This is a genomic window from Magnetospirillum sp. (assembly GCA_027532905.1).
Taxonomy (GTDB): Bacteria; Pseudomonadota; Alphaproteobacteria; order CACIAM-22H2; family CACIAM-22H2; genus Tagaea.
Window position 1 is genome coordinate 624,810 of record JAPZUA010000002.1, and the last position, 18,063, is coordinate 642,872.

General features: G+C 63.9%; 15 protein-coding genes. 3 read left to right on the forward strand and 12 right to left on the reverse strand.

The features are described from left to right. Positions 1-270 precede the first annotated feature (270 nt). From O9320_10985 to O9320_11040, 12 genes are all read right to left on the reverse strand, one after another. Entirely contained in the window at positions 271-1,107 is an 837-nt protein-coding gene (locus O9320_10985; GenBank protein MCZ8311372.1) for a carbohydrate ABC transporter permease, read from the reverse strand. After that, positions 1,104-2,003: a sugar ABC transporter permease gene (locus tag O9320_10990; protein ID MCZ8311373.1), complete on the reverse strand. Its 900-nt coding sequence runs from the start codon at positions 2,001-2,003 to the stop codon at positions 1,104-1,106. The genes O9320_10985 and O9320_10990 overlap by 4 nt, the downstream gene beginning before the upstream one ends. Next, positions 2,003-3,244, reverse strand: coding sequence for an extracellular solute-binding protein (locus O9320_10995; GenBank protein ID MCZ8311374.1), 1,242 nt, complete (start codon positions 3,242-3,244; stop codon positions 2,003-2,005). The genes O9320_10990 and O9320_10995 overlap by 1 nt, the downstream gene beginning before the upstream one ends. 21 nt (positions 3,245-3,265) lie before the next feature. Continuing rightward, positions 3,266-4,174, reverse strand: coding sequence for a dihydrodipicolinate synthase family protein (locus tag O9320_11000; GenBank protein ID MCZ8311375.1), 909 nt, complete (start codon positions 4,172-4,174; stop codon positions 3,266-3,268). 5 nt (positions 4,175-4,179) lie between these two features. Beyond that, positions 4,180-5,355, reverse strand: a complete 1,176-nt coding sequence (locus O9320_11005) for a mandelate racemase/muconate lactonizing enzyme family protein (GenBank protein ID MCZ8311376.1) — start codon at positions 5,353-5,355, stop codon at positions 4,180-4,182. A gap of 1 nt (position 5,356) precedes the next feature. Further along, positions 5,357-6,274 (reverse strand): dihydrodipicolinate synthase family protein, encoded by a 918-nt coding sequence (locus O9320_11010; GenBank protein MCZ8311377.1) that lies wholly within the window; start codon positions 6,272-6,274, stop codon positions 5,357-5,359. Further along, on the reverse strand, positions 6,271-7,107 hold the full coding sequence (locus tag O9320_11015) for a carbohydrate ABC transporter permease (protein ID MCZ8311378.1): 837 nt from the start codon (positions 7,105-7,107) through the stop codon (positions 6,271-6,273). Before O9320_11015 ends, O9320_11010 begins: the two co-directional genes overlap by 4 nt. Before the next feature lie 3 nt (positions 7,108-7,110). Further along, positions 7,111-7,980 (reverse strand): sugar ABC transporter permease, encoded by an 870-nt coding sequence (locus O9320_11020; GenBank protein ID MCZ8311379.1) that lies wholly within the window; start codon positions 7,978-7,980, stop codon positions 7,111-7,113. Positions 7,981-8,048: 68 nt separating this feature from the next. After that, positions 8,049-9,332 (reverse strand): extracellular solute-binding protein, encoded by a 1,284-nt coding sequence (locus tag O9320_11025; protein ID MCZ8311380.1) that lies wholly within the window; start codon positions 9,330-9,332, stop codon positions 8,049-8,051. A 91-nt stretch (positions 9,333-9,423) separates the two neighbouring features. Next, positions 9,424-10,191, reverse strand: coding sequence for an SDR family NAD(P)-dependent oxidoreductase (locus O9320_11030; protein MCZ8311381.1), 768 nt, complete (start codon positions 10,189-10,191; stop codon positions 9,424-9,426). After that, positions 10,188-11,270: a sn-glycerol-3-phosphate ABC transporter ATP-binding protein UgpC gene (ugpC, locus tag O9320_11035; GenBank protein MCZ8311382.1), complete on the reverse strand. Its 1,083-nt coding sequence runs from the start codon at positions 11,268-11,270 to the stop codon at positions 10,188-10,190. Before ugpC ends, O9320_11030 begins: the two co-directional genes overlap by 4 nt. Before the next feature lie 16 nt (positions 11,271-11,286). After that, positions 11,287-13,011 carry an SMP-30/gluconolactonase/LRE family protein gene (locus O9320_11040; GenBank protein MCZ8311383.1) on the reverse strand — a complete coding sequence of 575 codons (1,725 nt, stop codon included), beginning with the start codon at positions 13,009-13,011 and terminating at the stop codon, positions 11,287-11,289. Between the two features lie 168 nt (positions 13,012-13,179). Between O9320_11040 and O9320_11045 the strand changes: the two genes are divergently transcribed. From O9320_11045 to O9320_11055, 3 genes are all read left to right on the forward strand, one after another. Continuing rightward, a complete protein-coding gene (locus O9320_11045) occupies positions 13,180-14,058 on the forward strand; it encodes an aldose 1-epimerase family protein (GenBank protein MCZ8311384.1) in 879 nt (292 codons plus the stop codon). 98 nt (positions 14,059-14,156) lie between these two features. After that, positions 14,157-16,202: a hydantoinase/oxoprolinase family protein gene (locus O9320_11050; GenBank protein ID MCZ8311385.1), complete on the forward strand. Its 2,046-nt coding sequence runs from the start codon at positions 14,157-14,159 to the stop codon at positions 16,200-16,202. Further along, positions 16,199-17,911, forward strand: a complete 1,713-nt coding sequence (locus O9320_11055; protein MCZ8311386.1) for a hydantoinase B/oxoprolinase family protein — start codon at positions 16,199-16,201, stop codon at positions 17,909-17,911. The genes O9320_11050 and O9320_11055 overlap by 4 nt, the downstream gene beginning before the upstream one ends. The last annotated feature ends 152 nt before the right edge of the window (positions 17,912-18,063 follow it).

Sequence of the window (18,063 nt, forward strand, 5' to 3'; positions counted from 1 at the left end):
TATAAAGGATTTTCTGCCTAGATATAACTTTCAGTCGGATTCGAAGCAGAAATATGCTAAACAAAAGCCATCGTTGTCGTGGCTGTACGGCGGCGTACGCTGTTTGAAATGTGAAGAAAGACGAAGCTGGAATAGCGTTTCCAGCGGGCCTTGCAACATGTAACCAGAAACCTTCGTCGTGGTTACATTTGTGGAATATCAATGCGATAAATAGGTTACCGTAACCTACTGTCGCAGGATGTTGCGTATTGCGGGCGACCGGGCGGTACTTCAGTTCGCAAGCGAGCCCTGCGTCATGCCTTTGACGAGGAATGGTTCGAGCAGGAAAAAAAGAATAAGCATCGGCAGCAGCGAGATTGTCGCCGCCGCCATCAGTGCCGACCATTCGACGAGATACTCGCCCATGAAAGACTGCAGCCCGACCGTCATCAGCCAGTTCTCGGGCTTGCTCATCAGCGTGCGTGCGAAGACGAGATCGGCCCAAGTGACGATCGCGACATACGTGGCCGAGGCTGCGAGCCCCGGCCGCGCCAAGGGCAGCACAATGTGGCGGAAGGCTTGCCATTCGTTGCAGCCGTCGATCATCGCGGCCTGTTCGAGCTCGCGCGGGATTGCATCGAAAAACCCTTTGAGCAGCCACGTGGCGAAGGGCACGGCGATGGCGGCGTTGGCCAGGATCACGCCGGTCTTGGTTTCAATGAGGCCGACCTTCGAGAACAGGATGAAAAACGGGATGATGATCAGCGAGCCTGGCAGCATCTTGCTGGCGAGCAGGCCGAAGCCCATCGCCTGCTGCGCCTTGGTGCGGTAGCGCGACAGGCTGTAGCCCGCCATCGCGGCTGCGACGATCGCGACCGCCAGCGTGCCGACGGCGACGATCACGCTGTTGGCGAGCCACGTGAGGATGGGCTTGCGCGCGAATATCTCGGGATAGGCTGCAAGGCTCACGCGGTCGAGCGGGGGCAGGAGCGGCGGATTGCGCGAGAGCATGATCTCGGTCGGCAGGATCGCCGTCATCGCGATCCAGTAGATCGGGAACAGCACCACGATTGCGATGGCGCAGCACGCGGCAAGCGTGGCAAGGCCATGGAGGCGGTTGCGGGTCATTGGCCGTCCTGCTGCCGGCCCCAGCGCATGGCTACGAAGGCGAGGCCTGCGCATACGAACAGCATCAAGACGCCGACCGCCGAGGCGTAGCCCATGCGGAAGAACTGGAACGCTTCTTCGTAGACGAACATCGACAGCGTCTGCGTGGCGCGCGAAGGGCCGCCGCCGGTCGTGGCGAACACGAGGTCGAAATCTTTGACGACCCATAGTGTTTGCAGGATCACGGCGAGCACGGCCGCGGTGCGAATGCCGGGCCAGGTCACGTAGCGGAATTCGGCGGTCGTTCCGGCACCGTCGATGCGGGCGGCTTCGTACAAAGCCTGCGGCACCGATTGGAGGGCGGCGAGCAGCGTGAGCGTAAAAAACGGGAAGCATTTCCAAATCGTCGGCAGCAGCACGGCGTAGAGGGCGGTGTCGCTGTCGACGAACCAGGCGATGTCGCTCGTGATGAGGCCCAAACGGCGCAAGACCGAATTCACGACGCCGTAGGACGCATCGAACATCCACAGAAACGCGATCGCCGCAACCACACCGGGTACGGCCCAGGGCAGCAGCATTAAGCTGCGTACATAGCGCCGTCCGGGGAAGTCGCGGTTCAGCAGCAAGGCGATGCCGAGGCCGATCGCGAAGGACGGCACGATCGTACCGGCGGCGTAGAACAGGGTCACGGCGGCGGAATGCCAGACCTGTTCGTCGCCGAGTGCCCGAAGGAAATTGCCGAAGCCGAGCGGCAAGCGGTCGAGCCGAGCGATGTTGGGTGCTCGGCCCTCGCGCAAGCTGGTCGCGAACACCGTGTAGAGCGGATACACGATGAGGCCCGCGACCATCAGAAAGGCGGGGCTGAGCAGACCGTAGGCGATGAAGGTCTGCCGCCGCCGTCGCAAGTACGCTCGCATCAACGCAGCGGAACGGCGCGTTCGAGTTCGCGCTGCAGGCCGGCCATCACGGTCGGCGTGGGTTCTTCTGTCGAGATCAGCCGCATCATCGCACGGCCGAAGATCGAGGCGTATTCGTTGTAGCCCTCCATCAAGGCGGGATTGGTCGGGAAGACCGATACCGCACTCGCGGCCGCATCCATCACGAGCTTCAGATGCGGCAGGCGCGCCGCAGCGTCGGCTCCGAGCGAACCGCGGCGCGGGGCTGGCGAGGCCGACTGGAGCACGTACTCGGCCTGCCATTTCGGGCTCGCGGCGAGCTCGAAGAATTTCCACACGAGCTCGCGCTTGTTGGCCGCAAGGTTCGCCGGCATATGCAGGCTGTTGGAGGTGCCGCCGGTTTCCTTCGGGAAGGGCACGCGGGCGACTTTGAGATGCGGGCGCACGGCTTCGGGGGCGCGGGCCACGAACGCCCATACCCACGGCCCGTCGCGCAGGAACGTCGCCTTGCCGTCGATGAAGAGCTGGCGGCCGGTCGTCGAGTTCATGCCGGGCGGGGCAAAGCGCATCGAGCGGCGATACTGGTCGACCGCCGCCACGACCTGGGCGTTGGCGAAATCGTAGCGCCCCTGGCGCAGCCAATCGAGGCCTTGGCCCATGACCCAGGTGCCCGCTTCGACCACGAGATTGGGATGCTCGATCGAGGTCGCCACGAGGCCAAACTGGCCCTGGTCGCGCTTCGTGGTTTTTTCGATCGCCTCGAGCCATTGGGCGGGCGTGGTGGGCACCGAAAGCCCGGCATCGGCCAGCAGCTTTTCATTGTAGTAGAGCAGGCTGCCGTAACCCATCAGCAACAGGCCTTGGGTTTTGCCCTCCCACTTCATCTCCGACTGCAAGGGCGTCCAGCTCTGCAGGATATCGGTGCGCGCGAGCCGGTCGTCGAGCGGGGCAAGCCAGCCTTGCGAAGCGAAGGCCGCGAAATTCCGGGTCGGCAGATGCACGATGTCCGGCGCGTTGTTGCCGGCAAAGCGCACGGTCAGCTGCTGCACATATTGTGTGAACGGGATCGAGTAGAGATTCACTTTGGCGCCGGGATTGGCCGCTTCGAACTCGGCGATCACGGCCTTCCACCAGCCTGATACGCCGGGCTCTTCGGCCTGCCAGCTCGGGAAATCGAGCACGAGGGCGGGCGTTTGTGCGGCAGCCGAATGTGCTGCGGCAGCGGCGGCGAGTGCGCCCGTCAGAAAGGTCCGGCGTTCCATGGTTTCCTCCGTTGGTTTTTCTTAGAGCGTTTTTTCGGTAGCGTAGGCGGCGTCGAGCAGTCGTTCCATTTCGGCCATGCCGAAATCCGTCGGCGTCAAAGCGGGCGCGCGGTCCACGATTTTGGAAAGCCCAAGCCGCCGCGCCATCAGTCGCTTGCCGTAGCATAGGATGCCCGGTACGCCGCGCGTCATGAAAACGATCAGCGGAAGTACCGCTTCATGCAGGCGTTGGGCGCGGGCCAGCGAAGCTTGCGTGCCTTCGCGAAAGGCGCGGAAGATTTCGACCTGGATCGCCACGCAGTCCGGGGCTGGGATCAAGCCCGCCCCGCCGCTGCGCAGCAGGGAAAGAAACTCGAGCCCGCCATGCCCACCGAACGCATCGACCTTGCCGTCGAGGGCCGCAAGCGTTGTGGCGATATCGACCGACCAGCCTTCGGCCTTCAGCAAGCCGATATTGGCGTGCTTCGACACGAGATCGGCAAGCTCGAGCGGCTTCATCGAACTGTCGAGATTCACCGGGTTGTTCTGGATCGCCACGGGAAAATCGAGCGCATCGGCAATGCTGCCGAAATGGCGCTGCAAGGCGGACACATCGAGGCCTTTGCCGGGCGGGGGCTGCAGGATCGCCCAAGCCGCTCCGTTGGCGCGGGCCATGCGCGCGAATTCGATCTGGCCCTCGACCGTCGGTTCGCCGACCGTCACCGCGTAGGGCACGCGCCCGCCGATCGCCGCACCCACGGTCTCGACAAGTAGGCGCCGTTCGGCCGTGTCGAGTTTATGGACCTCGGTCACAAGGCCGAGCACGGCAATGCCGTGGGCACCGGCGGCGATGCAATGATCGACTTGGGCGCGCATGGCACCAGCGTCGAGGGCGCCGTCGCTGCCGTAGAAGCAGTAGAGGATCGGGTAGATGCCCTCGAAGCGGTGCATCGGGTTCAGCCTTTGACGATATGGTCGAACACGGCAGGGGCGGGCTCCACGCCGTGCCCGGGGCCGCTCGGCAACGTGTAGGCGCCCGCCTTGCACGCCATGTCGCCGGTCACGTAGGCGAGGTTTTTGTCGAAGATCGAGTGCTGGTATTCGTGGTACGGCACGCGCTTCAAGGCGGCCGTCGCGTGCAGGCTCGCCGCCATGAACACGCCGATGCCGATCGAAGCGTGCGGGATCGTCTGCACGTGGAACGCATGCGCCATGCGGCCAATGTGCAAAAATTCGGTCACGCCGGTATGGCCCATCTCGGGCTGGATGATGCCCATGGCGCGCGCCACGAAGCGCGGCCGGTATTCGAACACGGTGCGCCATTCTTCGCCCAGCGCCAACGCCGTGCCGATGCCGCGCGCCACGGCCACCTGGCCTTCCATGTCTTCGGGCTCGCAGGGCGCTTCGGCGAAATAGAGGTCGTAGGCTTCGAGCTTGCGGATGAGGCGGATCGCCTCGGCAGCCTCGAACTTCCAATGCAGATCGACCATCAGGCGCACGTTCGGGCCGACCGCCTCGCGCAAGGCCGCCATCTCTTTGACAATACCGTCGTCGGACATGGCGGCCGCGAACTTGATCGCGTCGTACCCCTTGCCCACCCATTCGACCGCAAGATCGCAGCGCTCGTGCAATGTCGCTTTCGGTAAGCCCGACACGTAGGCCGGAAGGGTGCGCGTGCGCGCGCCGCCAAGCAGATTGGCGAGCGGCAGGCCCGCAAGCTTGCCGTAGAGATCCCATACGGCGATGTCGACGCCGGCAAGGCTGTCGACATAGTAGCCGCCGAAAAAGCCGCGCACGCGCATGAGGTCGTAGAGATCCTCGTGCAGCACTACGGGATCCGAAGGGTCGCGGCCGCGCATCACAGGGCCGAGCACATCGTCGATGATGGCTTTGACCGCATGCGGAGCCACGATGCCGTAGGTCTCGCCCCAGCCGACCTTGCCGCTCTCGCCGGTGATTTTCACGAGCACCGACATGTCGGACGACGGATAGATCGACCGATTGCCCTTGCGGACGAGATAGCCCTTCTCGTTGACGCTCTCGCCTTCGCGCAGCGGCCCGAGATAGGGCACATCGCGCGGGATGGAAACGATGAAGCTTTCGACTTTGGCAATGGCGTCGAGCGGCGGCATGTCAGGCGCTTTCTTTGAGCTTGTGGACCGAGAACAGGTCGGCGGCTTCGGCGGCGAGGATGGCGAATTCCGCGCTGTCGTGCGCATCGAAGACGGGACCGGCGGCGCGGGCTGCTGTGCAGTCCAGAAGCCCGCGCATCTGCAGCAAGGTTTTCGTCGCGCGCACGCGGAAGATCGCCTGGAACAGCAAAAGCGGCAGCGTGCGCGAATAGATGGTCCTTGCGCGTCCACGGTCGCCGCCCTTCCAGGCGCGCATCATGGCCACGTGCACGTCGGCAAGTTCGCTCGCGGGCATGGTGCCGCTGGCCCCGCGCGCAAGCTCGTCGAGCACATAGCGCGCGCCCGCACCGCCGAACACGCCGGCAAGACTGCCCTTGGTCGCAGCCAGAATCTTGGTCACGTGCTGGCCGCAAGGCAGGGTCTCTTCTTTGACGTAGCGAATCGCGGGCACTTGCGTCGCGATCTCGGCCACCAATTCGGGTGCGAGGCCCGCACCCATCGGCGAGGGCGCGTTCTGCAGCATCAAGGCCAGCGGCGTGCGTTCGGAAACGGCGCGGTAGAAAGCCACGTGTGCGGCCACATCCTGGCCGCAGGCGGAGGGTGCCATGATCATCGCGGCAACCGCACCCGCCTTGCGGCCTGCCTCCGCAAAGCCGGCAGCCGCTTCGGGGGTCGCGGCACTCGCACCGACAATGAACGGGATGCGGCCCGCGAGGCGTTCGCCCAGAAACGCCACGAGATCGGCGCGTTCGTCGGCGGTTAGTTTTTCGACCTCGCTCGCCATGCCGGGAAACACGATGCCGTCTGCACCGCTTGCGAGCACGAAATCGAAGATGCGCGCAAACGCCGCACGGTCGACCGCACCCTGGGGCGTGAATGGGGTGGGGAGGACCGGAAACACGCCCGAAAGTTCGCTCATTTGACTGATCCTGCTGTGACGCCTTGTATGAACCACCGTTGCAGAAAACCGAACGCGATGACGATCGGCAGCGACGCCACCAGCGAGGCCGCCATCGCACCGCCCCAATCGGCATTAACTTCGTTGAGATAGCTCAGCAGCAGGCCGGGGCCGACCGTGCGCTTGTCTTCCGACACGATCAGCGTCATCGCGTAGAGCAGATCGTTCCACGACCACATGAAGCCGTAGAGAAAAACGGTGACGACGGCCGGGATCGAAACCGGCAGCACGATCGTGTGGAAGATGCGCAGCTCGCTCGCCCCGTCGGCGCGGGCTGCCTCGATGAGCTCGCTCGGCACCTGGCTGAAATAGCTGTAGAGCATGTAGGTCGATACCGGCAGCGCGAAGACGATGTAGGAGAGAACGAGCCCCGGCCGGGTATCGATGAGGCCCAAATCGGTCATCATCGGATAGAGGCTGATCAGCAGCAGCCCGAACGGGAAGACCTGCGCCGACAGCAGCAGCAGCATGATCGCACGCCGCCCCGGATACTGGAATTTGGCGAAGGAATAGCCCGCATACATCGCAAGCAGCGAGTTGATCGCCGCCGCACTGCCCGAAACGATCAGGCTGTTTTTGAGATGCAGCAAAAGCTTGCCGCGCGTGATCGCGGTCTCGAAATTGTCGAGCGTGGGCGCATGCGGCCACAATGTGGGCACGATGCGGTAGAGCTCGGCATTGCCTTTGAAGGCGGAAATCGCAAGCCAGTAGATCGGGAAGAACAGGAAGAAGCCGATCGCGACGGCGCAGAGTGCAAAGATCGTGCGGGCGGTGAGCGAGGAGAGATCGAACATTGCCTAGACCCCCCGCAGCAGATGGCGAAGATAGAAATAGGCTGCCGGCATGATCGTTGCGACCCATAGGAGGCCAACCGCTGAGGCGAGGCCCAAATCCCACTGGTCGAAGGCGCGGCGGAAGACTTCGATCGACAGCACGGTCGTGGCGCGCACCGGGCCGCCGCTCGTGAGCGCATAGATCGTGTCGAAATGCTGCAGATTGCCGATGAGACCGAGCACGATCACGACAAGCACGACGGGGCGCAGATGCGGCAGAATATGGTCGCGAAGGATCGCGAAATTGCCCGCTCCATCGACGCGCGCCGCATCGACCTGCTCGCGGTCGAGGCTCTGCAGCCCTGCGAGGAAAAATGACATAAAAAGCGGGATCGACAGCCAAACCTTTGTGACGACGACGGCGACCATGGCACCGGTCGCGTCCGACAGCCAGGCCTGCTGGCGGTCGATGAGGCCAAGTTCGATGAGGCCAGCATTCAATACGCCGTAGCGGCTGTTGAAGATCCAGCCCCACACGAAGGCCGTAACTGTGCTCGGCAGCACCCACGGGATCAGCGAAGCCGCGCGCAAGGCCGTGCGGCCGCGAAAAGGTTGGTTCAAGATCAGCGCCCAGGCGAGGCCCAGCACGAGCGTGAAGGCTGTCGCCGCCGTCACATAGATCGCGGTCGTGACGAACGAGCCCATGATTTCGGGCGATGCAAGTATCGTCTTGAAATTGTCGAAGCCGATGAAACGCGGGATCGGCGTGCGCAGATCGTTGCGCGTGAATGCGATGCCGAGCGCGCGCACGAAGGGCAGTGCGATCACGCCCGCAAAGGCGAGCAGGGCAGGGATCAGAAAAAGCCAGCCGATGCGCCGCTCGTTGGCCTTCAATCCCCCCCGCCGTGCGGCGGGGGAGACGCGAAGGGTCGGACTTGCAAGGGTGGCGGCCGATGCCATCGTCAGCCGCGCTTGGCCATCGAGGCCTTCATGCGCGACTGCATCGAATCGGCAGCCGCACTTGCGGACTTCTGGCCGAGCAAGGCGGCTTGGGTTTCCTCGCTGAGGATCGTCGAGAGTTCGGGCGAGTTGTCCCAGATGCCGATCTCATGTTTGCCCGTGGCGACGGTGGCTTCGCCCCAGGCTTTGAGGAACGGGTCGTTCTGTACGACAGGTGCGGCGCGACCGGATTTGGTAACGGGCAGTCCGCCCACTTGCAGCGGAAATGTCGTCTGCACGCCATCGGACAGAATGTGCGAAATCCACTTCGCGCCCGGGCCGTTGCGGTCGCGATTGGCCGGGCTGTTGAACAGAGTCACAATGTGGCCCCATTCGACCGAGCGCGGGACGTCGCCTGCCTTGAGCACCGGCGTTTTCATCGGTACGACAAACGCGTCGGCCGCAGGCCCGCGGCCCGAGAAGCTGCGCGCGAACGTGCGTGCGACAGGCGGGTCGAAATAGAAAGCCGCGTTGCCTTGCGCAAACAGGCGCCGCGAGTCTGGCCGGTCGATCTCGGGTGCGACGAGCCGGTCTTTCATGAGGCCGGCGATGAAATCCATCGCGGCTTTGCCTTCAGCGGAGGCGACATGCACTTCGCCCGCCTCGTCGATCATCCGCGCGCCGAACGCCCAATAGATCAGCAGCACGTCAAGCGGGATCGATGAGGGGTTCTTCGTCGCCATCGCGAACGGCACCGAGTTCGGGACCTTGTCGCGCACGGCAATCAATGCCGTGCGGAATTCGGCCAGCGTTTCGGGAATTTTGGCAACGCCCGCTTTGGCGAGCACTTCGGAATTGGCGACCATACCGACCGAGCCCGAAATCAGCGGAATGCCGATCTGTTTGCCGCCGACGCGACCCAGGCCCAAGGCCGTCGGCGCCAAAGCCGCTTCGATGGCAGGCCGGCCGAGCAGCGCATCGAGATCGACGATCTCGGGCAATGCCGCCATCGAGGGTAGCCAGCGATCCTGCAACTGCACGCTGTCGGGCAGCGTCTTTGAGCGCTGGCGCAGCATGACATTGCGCTGCGTGTCGCCCCACGCGGTCGCAATCGGTTCGACGGTTACGCCGCTTGCGGTCTTGAAACTGTCGAGCAGGCTCACGACAAAGGGTTTGTTGGGTTCTTCGGCGTAGCTGAAGCTCATGAAGTTCAGCTGGCCGGACTGTGCAGCAGCCGGACGAACGGCGAGGCTGGCCGCACCGGCGGCAGCCAAAGCGCCGAATTGGCGACGGTTGAATTGGGCCATTGTCGTTTCTCCCCTCGAGATTTCGGACCTCGCGGAAGGTCCGTTGTTCTTTTTGCTGCGCGCCGCGACCGCGCAGTTGTTGCGAAGGCGTCTAGACCACGCCGGCGTCGAGCACGAAAGTCTGGCCGGTGCAGCGTTGCGATTCCGCCGACGACAGCCACAAAGCGAGCTTGGCGACGTCCGCGGGTTCGAGATGTTCCTTGAGGCATTGGCGGTCGAGATAGGCTTTGAACTTCGCCGGATCCTCGGCATTGGCGCGCGCGATCTGTTTTTCGGTCAACACCCAACCGGGGGCGATCGAATTCACGCGGATGCGCAAACTGCCGAGCTCGCGCGCGAGCGATTTTGTGAGACCCATAATCGCGGATTTGGCGGTCGTATAGGCGATGAGGCCGGCGGCCCCGAACATCCACGAGATCGAACCAAGATTGACGATCGCTCCGCCGCCCGCTTCGCCCATCGCGGGCGCAACCGCTTGGGCGGTAAAAAATTGGTGGCGCGCATTCACGGCAAAGCGCTCGTCCCACAATTCGGGCGTCATGTCGCGCCACGGATGGCGCGCGTCGTCGCCGGCATTGTTGACGAGGGCGCGGAAGGTTCCTGTCTTCGCGGCAAGCTCTGTCGCGGCCGCGCGCAAGGCCGGCACGTCGCGCAGATCCACACAGGCGGTTTCGATTTTCGTACCCGTTTGCGCTGCAATCGCATCGGCGGTTTGGCGCAGGCGCTCGGCATTGATGTCGATCGCCGCAACGCGCGCCTTCTGAGCGGCAAAGGCCGCAACGAGGGCTTCACCGATGCCCGAGGCACCGCCCGTTATCAGAACCGGCATTCCGGCGAGATCGGGATAGATCGCACTCATGCGGCCACCTTCGCTTCGGTCGATGTTTGGCAACGCATACCGTCGGCGGCAAAAACATGCGCTTGAGTCCAATCGACGGCGAGGCGAACGGGTGCGCCGACCCCAAGCGCGCTGTCGCCGACCTGGCGCACGATCAGCGTTGCGTTTGCGCGCGCAAGGCGCACATGCGCAAAGAGATCGGCCCCGTGATGCTCGACCGCGACTGCGGTTCCTTCGAAATCGGTGGCTTCGCCGTCCGCGCTGAGCCGCAGATGTTCGGCGCGCAGGCCGATTTCGGCGGCGTTTGCCGCGCGAAGCGGTGTAGGCGTGCCGTCGGCCAAGCGAACGATGCCGTCGGCGTCGCTCGTGGCGGGAACCAGATTCATGCGCGGCGAACCGATGAAGGTCGCAACGAAGCGGTTGGCGGGCCGCCGGTAGAGATCGAGCGGTGCCCCCACTTGTTCCACGCGGCCCGCATGCATCACGACGATCTTGTCGGCGAGCGTCATCGCCTCGATCTGGTCGTGCGTGACATAGACCATCGTCGTGCCGAGGCGCTGCTTGAGGCTCGCGATCTCGGTGCGCATGTCGATGCGCAAGGCGGCGTCGAGATTGGAGAGCGGTTCGTCGAACAGGAACACGCGCGGCTCGCGTACGATCGCGCGCCCGATCGCTACACGCTGGCGCTGGCCGCCGGAGAGTTGGCGCGGCTTGCGCGTCAGCAGGGCGTCGAGGCGCAGCACGGCGGCGGCGGCACCGACACGGCGCGCGATTTCGTCTTTCGGCGTGCCCGCAAGACGCAGCGCATAGCCCATGTTTTCGGCCACGCTCATGTGCGGATAGAGCGCGTAGGACTGGAACACCATCGCAATGCCGCGCTTGGCGGGCGGCACGTCGTTGACGATCTCGCCGTCGATCGCGATGTTCCCCGACGTGACTTCGTCGAGGCCGCAGATGAGGCGCAGCAAGGTCGATTTGCCGCAGCCCGAGGGACCCACGAACACGACGAACTCGCCATCGTCGATCTGCAGATCGATGCCGTGCAGCACATGCGTGCCGGCGAAATTCTTGCGGACGTTTTCGAGGCGGACGCTGGCCATTTTCTTTGCGAGCTCCTTAGCCTGCGAACGGGGATTCCGCCAAACCGCGGAAGCCGGATTTGAGGGCGAACACGCTGCCCGAGAGCGGTGCTTCGGCGAGCTGCTGGGCCGACAGACGAATGCGCGCACTTGTGATGTAGAGCGTGGAAAGGTCCGGCCCGCCGAACGCGCAGCTCGTCGGGCGCGGGACGGGCAGGTTGATCACCCGGTCGACTTTGCCGTCGGGGTCGTAGCGCGTGACGCACCAGCCGTCCCAATGCGCCGACCACACGAAGCCTTCTGCATCGACAGCAAGCCCGTCGGGCGTGCCCACGCCGTCGGGCAATTGCACGAATACGCGCCGATTGGCGATCGCGCCGGTTTCGATGTCGTAATCGTAGGCGTAGATGCGCTTGGGGCCTGAGTCCGTGAAATAGAAGGTACGGTCGTCGGCACTCCAACCGAGTCCGTTCGACACGTGGAAGCCGCTGTCCATTTTTGTGCAGCGCCCGTCCGGGTCGAGGCGATAGAGCGCACCGTGGCCCGGCGTGGTGTCGATCGCGAGCGTGCCGGCCCACAGGCGGCCGCGCCGATCGCATTTGCCGTCGTTGAAACGGTTGCCCGGGCGGTCGGCCTCGGGGGCGGCGATGGTGGAGATGCCGCCGCCGTCGAGATCGATGGTCTTGAAGCCGCTCTGCATGGCCGCGACAAAACCGCCGCGGCGGCGCGGCACGATGGCGCTGATGAGTTCCGGCATCGGGTGCGAGATGAAGGCCCCGCTTTCGGGATCGGCGACGATCGCGGCCGGGGCGAGGATATCGACCATGAGCAGGCGATTGGCCTCGGGAAGCCACACCGGCCCCTCGCCAAGGAACGCTGTGGTCGGCACGGCAGAGACTAGATCGTCGCGATCCGACCCAAGCGGGCGCGGGCTTATTTGGATCGACATTGCGACTTGTCCTGCATTGCCGGAAATACGTCGGGCGGCTTCCATCACGTCGCGCCCAAGTGCGTGCAGCTTGTCGACGGGCAGCCGGTAGGAGGGGCCGACGATCGCGATGGCGCCGATCGAGCGTGCGCGCGGATCGAGGATCGGGGCGCCGACCGAGTTGATGCCCAGATGCTGCTCTTCGAGCGATACGGCATAGCCGCGCGCTTTGGTGAGATCGAGTTCGCGGTCGAGCGGATCGCGCTCGGCGATGGTGTTGGGCGTGAAGCGTCGCAGACCCAAGGCATTCAACAGCCGGTCGCGCGTGAGCGGATCAAGATGGGCGAGGATCGCCTTGCCCGCACCGCTCGCATGGCACGCCGTGCGCGAACCGACACCGTTGCCCAAGCGCACCGCCTGGGCCGCTTCGCGCTGGTCGATATAGAGGATGCTGTCGCCGTCGAGGATGCCGAGGCGGATCGTCTCGCCCGTCAAATCGCGCAGCCGCTCGAGTTCGGGCTCTGCGGCACTGCGCAGATCGAACTGGTCCCACACGCGATGGGCCATCTCGAACAGGCGGAAGCCGAGGCTGTAGGTCTGGTCGCGCTCGTCGATGCGCAGCAGGCCGGCTTCGACGAGGGTTGCGAGCATGCGGTGGGCAGTGGCGCGGGTGAGGCCAGCTTTGTCGGCAATTTCGCTGAAGCGTAGGCGGCTCGGGTTTTCGGCAACGATATCGAGCAGCGACAGACCGCGCCGCAAGGCTTGGGCGCCGGGGATTTCGCGCCCCTGGTCGTTCGGCACTTCGCTGTCGGCAACAACCGCCAGTTTTTTCACGTTTCCCCCTGATGCCCAGCGCTTCGTCTGGTGCGCGTTTCATATTATGAACGCCTGTTTCATGTCAACGTAGAATATTCTTTCACGATCATGGAAACACAGGACATTTAATGTCACAAAACGGTTGTGGTTCATTGTGTTCATGAATTGCCTACGGGGAATGCGACAATGGGGGCTGAAATCCAGATCGGCAATTCGGCGATCGCGGCGCGGTTTGCGTTGCGCGGTGCCGAACTTGTGAGCCTCGAATGGCAGGGTGTGCAGACGCTGTGGCAGCGCGACCCGGCCTGGTGGGACGCATGCGCGCCGCTGCTGTTTCCGGTGATCGGTCGCTCGAAGGACGGGGCCGTTTCGATCGCCGGCAAAACCTATCCGATGCCGCCGCACGGCTTCTTCCGCGATCGCGACTGCACAATTGTTGCGCACGACGCGCAGTCCGCGATCTTCGAGCAGAAGGACGACGCGCAAACGCGGCTGCATTATCCGTTTGCCTTCAATCTGCGCGTCGAAGTGCAGGTCACGGCGACGGGATTGTCGTTTGCGGCAAAGGTGCGCAACGATAGCGACGAAACGATGCCCTATTGCTTCGGTTACCATCCCGGTTTCGTGTGGCCGCAGGAAGCGGCCTTGCGCAGCCGCTATGTCTGTCTGTTCGATCAGCCCGAGACCGCACCCATTCGCCGTGCCGATGTAGCGACGGGCCTGTTGAAACCGCAATCTTTTCCGACGCCGGTGGTCGGACGACGTTTGGCGCCCGTTGATTCGATGTTCGCGGCAGGTGCCCTCCATTTCGAATCCGTGGCCTCACGCCGCGTTTGGTTCGGGCCGGAGGGCGCAGCGGGGATCGCCGTACGCTTCCCCGATTCGCCGCAACTCGGCATCTGGACGAAGCCCGGTGCTCCGTTTTTATGTATCGAGCCGTGGCAAGGACTTGCCGAGATCGAAACGAGCGACGGCGGCTTGGAGCGGCGACCCGGTGTACGGTTTTTGGCACCGGGTGCGCATGCGCGCTATCGCCTGTTCTTCGACTTCGAAACTGCTGCTTGAGCACTGATTTTAAAAGAAAAATGCGTTTGTATACATTCATCTTGCATACAAACGTCATTTGATATTGCATGTGCGCACCTGGACTGGAGCAAGACACGATGTTTCGAATTGGCGTTGACGTTGGCGGGACCTTTACGGACTTCACGATTCTGGACGAGCGAAACGACGCCATTCGCTTTTTCAAAGTGCCCTCGACGCCCAAGGATCCTTCGCAGGCGATCGAAGACGGGCTGCGGCAGATCATCGCGACGTTTTCGATCGATCCGGCCGCGATCGGCTATTTGGGGCACGGCACGACGGTCGCTACGAACATCGTGATCGAGCGGCGCGGCGCGCGCACGGGCCTTTTGACCACGCACGGCTTTCGCGACGTGCTCGAGCTCGGCCGCCAGGCGCGGCCGTCGATCTACGATTATCGCATACAGAAGCCGCCGGTCCTCGTGCCGCGCGAACGGCGCGTGGAAGTGACCGAGCGCGTTGGCCCCGACGGCACGGTGCTCACACCGCTCGACGAAAAGTCGCTGACCGAGTCCGTCGAAGCGTTGCGCGCGGCCAAGGTCGAGAGTGTCGCGATCTGCTTTTTGCACAGCTATCGGCGCGCCGACCACGAGCAGGCTGCCAAGCGCGCGGTCGAGAAGCTGATGCCGGAGGCTTATGTCAGCGTCTCGAGCGAGATTCTGCCGGAGTTCCGCGAGTTCGAGCGCGTTTCGACGACGGTCGTAAACGCGTTTGTGGGCCCACGTATGGGCAATTATCTCGAACGCTTCCAAGCGCGCGTGCGCAGCGTGGGCATCGACGTGCAGCCTTATACGATCCATTCGAACGGCGGCCTCATGTCGATCGAAACCGTGCGCGCCTGCCCGGTGCGCTCGTGCGTTTCGGGGCCTGCGGCGGGTGTGGTAGGGGCCGCCGAAATCGGCCGTGTTTCTGGCTTCCCCGATCTGATTACGTTCGACGTCGGTGGTACGTCGACCGACGTGTCGCTGATCCGCGATTCCAATCCGAGCTACACGGCCAATCGGCTCGTCGCGGGCTATCCCGTGAAAACGCCGATGATCGACATCCATGTGATCGGGGCGGGCGGCGGTTCGATCGCGCGCATCGACGATGCGGGTGCGATGAAAGTGGGGCCTGAATCCGCCGGTGCCGATCCGGGGCCGGTCGCCTATGGGCGCGGCGGGACGGCGCCGACGATTACGGACGCCAATCTGTGCTTGGGCCGTCTTGACGCAACGAGCTTGCTCGGCGGACGCATGACGATCAATCTCGACGCCGCCAAGCGCGCGATCCACGACACGATCGCCAAGCCGCTTGGTCTGTCGATCGAAGCTGCGGCCCATGGCATCGTGCAGATCGCCAACGCCAATATGAGCCGTGCCATCCGCTCTGTCTCGATCGAGAAGGGCTACGATCTGTCGGAGTTTGCTTTATGCGCGTTCGGCGGGGCCGGGCCTCTGCATGCGGCCGAAGTGGCGGTCGAATGCGGCATTCCGCGCGCCCTCATTCCGCGCGAGCCGGGCACGCTGTGCGCGCGCGGCATGCTGCTGACCGATCTGTCGTCTGACTATGTGCGCAGCCATTTCTGCGACGCGAGCCCCGAAAACTGGCGCGCGGTGCTGGCCCTTTTCGACGCGATGATCGCGGAAGGCAATGCGTGGCTTGCACGCGAGGCCATCGCTGAGCCGCGGCGGCGCTTCAAACGCGTGCTCGACGCGCGCTATCGCGGCCAGAATTTCGAAGTGAAAGTCGGCTGCGACGGCTTGGGCGCCCACGCGCTCCACACGCTTGTCGAACGGTTCCACGCAGCACATCTGCTTGCCTACGGCTATTCGATCCCAGGTCGCGAAATCGAGTTCGTGTCGGCTCGCATCCAGGCGATCGGCGAAGTGCCCAAAGCGCCGCAGGCCAAGGTTGCGGGCGGCACCACGCTTGCCGCCGCCACGATCGGGGCCCGAAAGGTCTATATCGATGCGCGCCACGGCTGGCAGGAAGCGCCGGTCTACAGCCGCGAGAAGCTGCCGATCGGCATGGACATCATGGGGCCTGCGATCGTGAACGAGATGAGTGCGACTACGCTCATCCTGTCCGGCCAGACCGCGCGCGTCGATCTTTGGGGAAACATCGTTCTGCAGGTTGCACCATGACCAAGCGCATCGCCGACCCGATCCAGATGGAAGTGTTTTCCAATCGCGTGCTCGCGATCGCCGAAGACATGGGCTCGATCCTGATCCGCTCGTCCTTCTCGACGAACATCAAAGAGCGGCGCGACTGCTCGACTGCGATCATCGACGCCAACGGGCGCTTGATCGCCCAGGCCGAGCACATTCCGATCCATCTCGGCGCCATGATGGGCGCCGTCGAGACGATCCTCAAACGCTACAAGCTTGAAGATCTCGCGCCCGGCGACGCGTTCATCTGTAACGATCCGTATCTGGCGGGCGGCAGCCATTTGCCCGATATTTCGATCATCACGCCCGTCCATATCGGCGGGCGCGTGCGCTTTTTCGCGGGCAACATCGCGCACCATGCCGATGTCGGCGGCCGCAATCCGGGTTCGACTTCGGGCACGTCGCGCACGATTTTCGAGGAGGGCATTCGGCTGCCGGTCATCCGCATTGCGCGCGGCGGCACCATCGACGAAGACCTCATCGAACTCATCGCCTCCAACACGCGCGACCCCGAAGAACGTCGCCTCGATTTGCGAACGCAGATCGGCACGAACGTGCGCGCAGGCGCCATGCTGTTGCAGCTGTGCGACCGCATGGGCTGGGACGCGGTCGCCCAAGCCATTGAAGACGTGCTGCTCTACACGAGCCAGCGCCTTAAAAACCGCATCGCGGCCTTGCCCGACGGCGACTATCGCTTCGAGCGCGCGATGGACGACGACGGTTTCCCGGGGCCGCAAGTGCCGATCGTGTGCACGGCGCGCATTCGCGGCGAAACGCTGACCTTCGATTTTGCGGGCTCGGGACCGGAGGCGCGCGGGGCCATCAATCTGCCGGACAGTGCCTTGAAGGCATCGGTCTACTACTGCGTCAAAGCCGTGCTCGATCCCGGCCTCATGCCCAATCAAGGGGCGATCGATCCGATCCGCATCGAGGCGCCCGCAGGCAGCATCGTCAATCCGCGCCCGCCTGCGGCCGTGGCGGCGCGCGCCGTCACGTCGAACCGCCTGTGCGGGGCCGTTTTCGGCGCCTTGTTCCAAGCCTTGCCGATCGAGCGCGCTATGGCGTCGAGCAACGATTCGACGTCCGCCTCTTCGGTCTCAGGTTGGCATCCGCGGCGTAAAACGACCTACGTCTATCCCGAGAGCATGGGCGGGGGCATTGGCGCCTTCCAGGACCGCGACGGAATGGACGCTGTGCATGTGCACACGGTCAACTCGACCAATCTGCCGGTCGAAGCGCTCGAACTCGAATACCCGCTGCTGCTCGACGAATACTGTTTCGTGCCGGATTCCGGCGGGGCGGGGCGGCATCGGGGCGGGCTCGGCATGGCGCGACAGATCCGCATCCTCAACGACGGCTCGACGCTGTCGGTGCGCTCGGACGCGCATATCGTTTCGGCACCCGGCATGTTCGGCGGCCTGCCCTCGAGTGTCACGCGCATCGTGCGAAATCCGGGCACGGATCGCGAAGAAGTGCTGCATTCGAAGGCATCCGGCCTTTCGGTCGGGGCAGGGGAAACCGTGCGCGTCGAAACGCTCGGCGGCGGCGGGTTCGGCCCGCCGTCCGAACGGCCACTCGATCTGCTTGCGGCCGATCTGCGTCAGCAGAAAGTGTCGCTTGCAGCCGCCAACCGCGACTACGGTCCTGCGATGGTTGCAGCAGCGCTGGCTTTGCCCACGCCTTAGTGTGTCGGCGGCAATTGCAAACAGGAAAGACGACCAACGATGCGTAACGATGGCATGAAACTCGCAACGCAAGGACCGACGCAAATCGTCCGTGCAACGGCGCGGCGAATGCCACAGATGTATGACAAACGACTTGACCGTCCGTCGCGAGA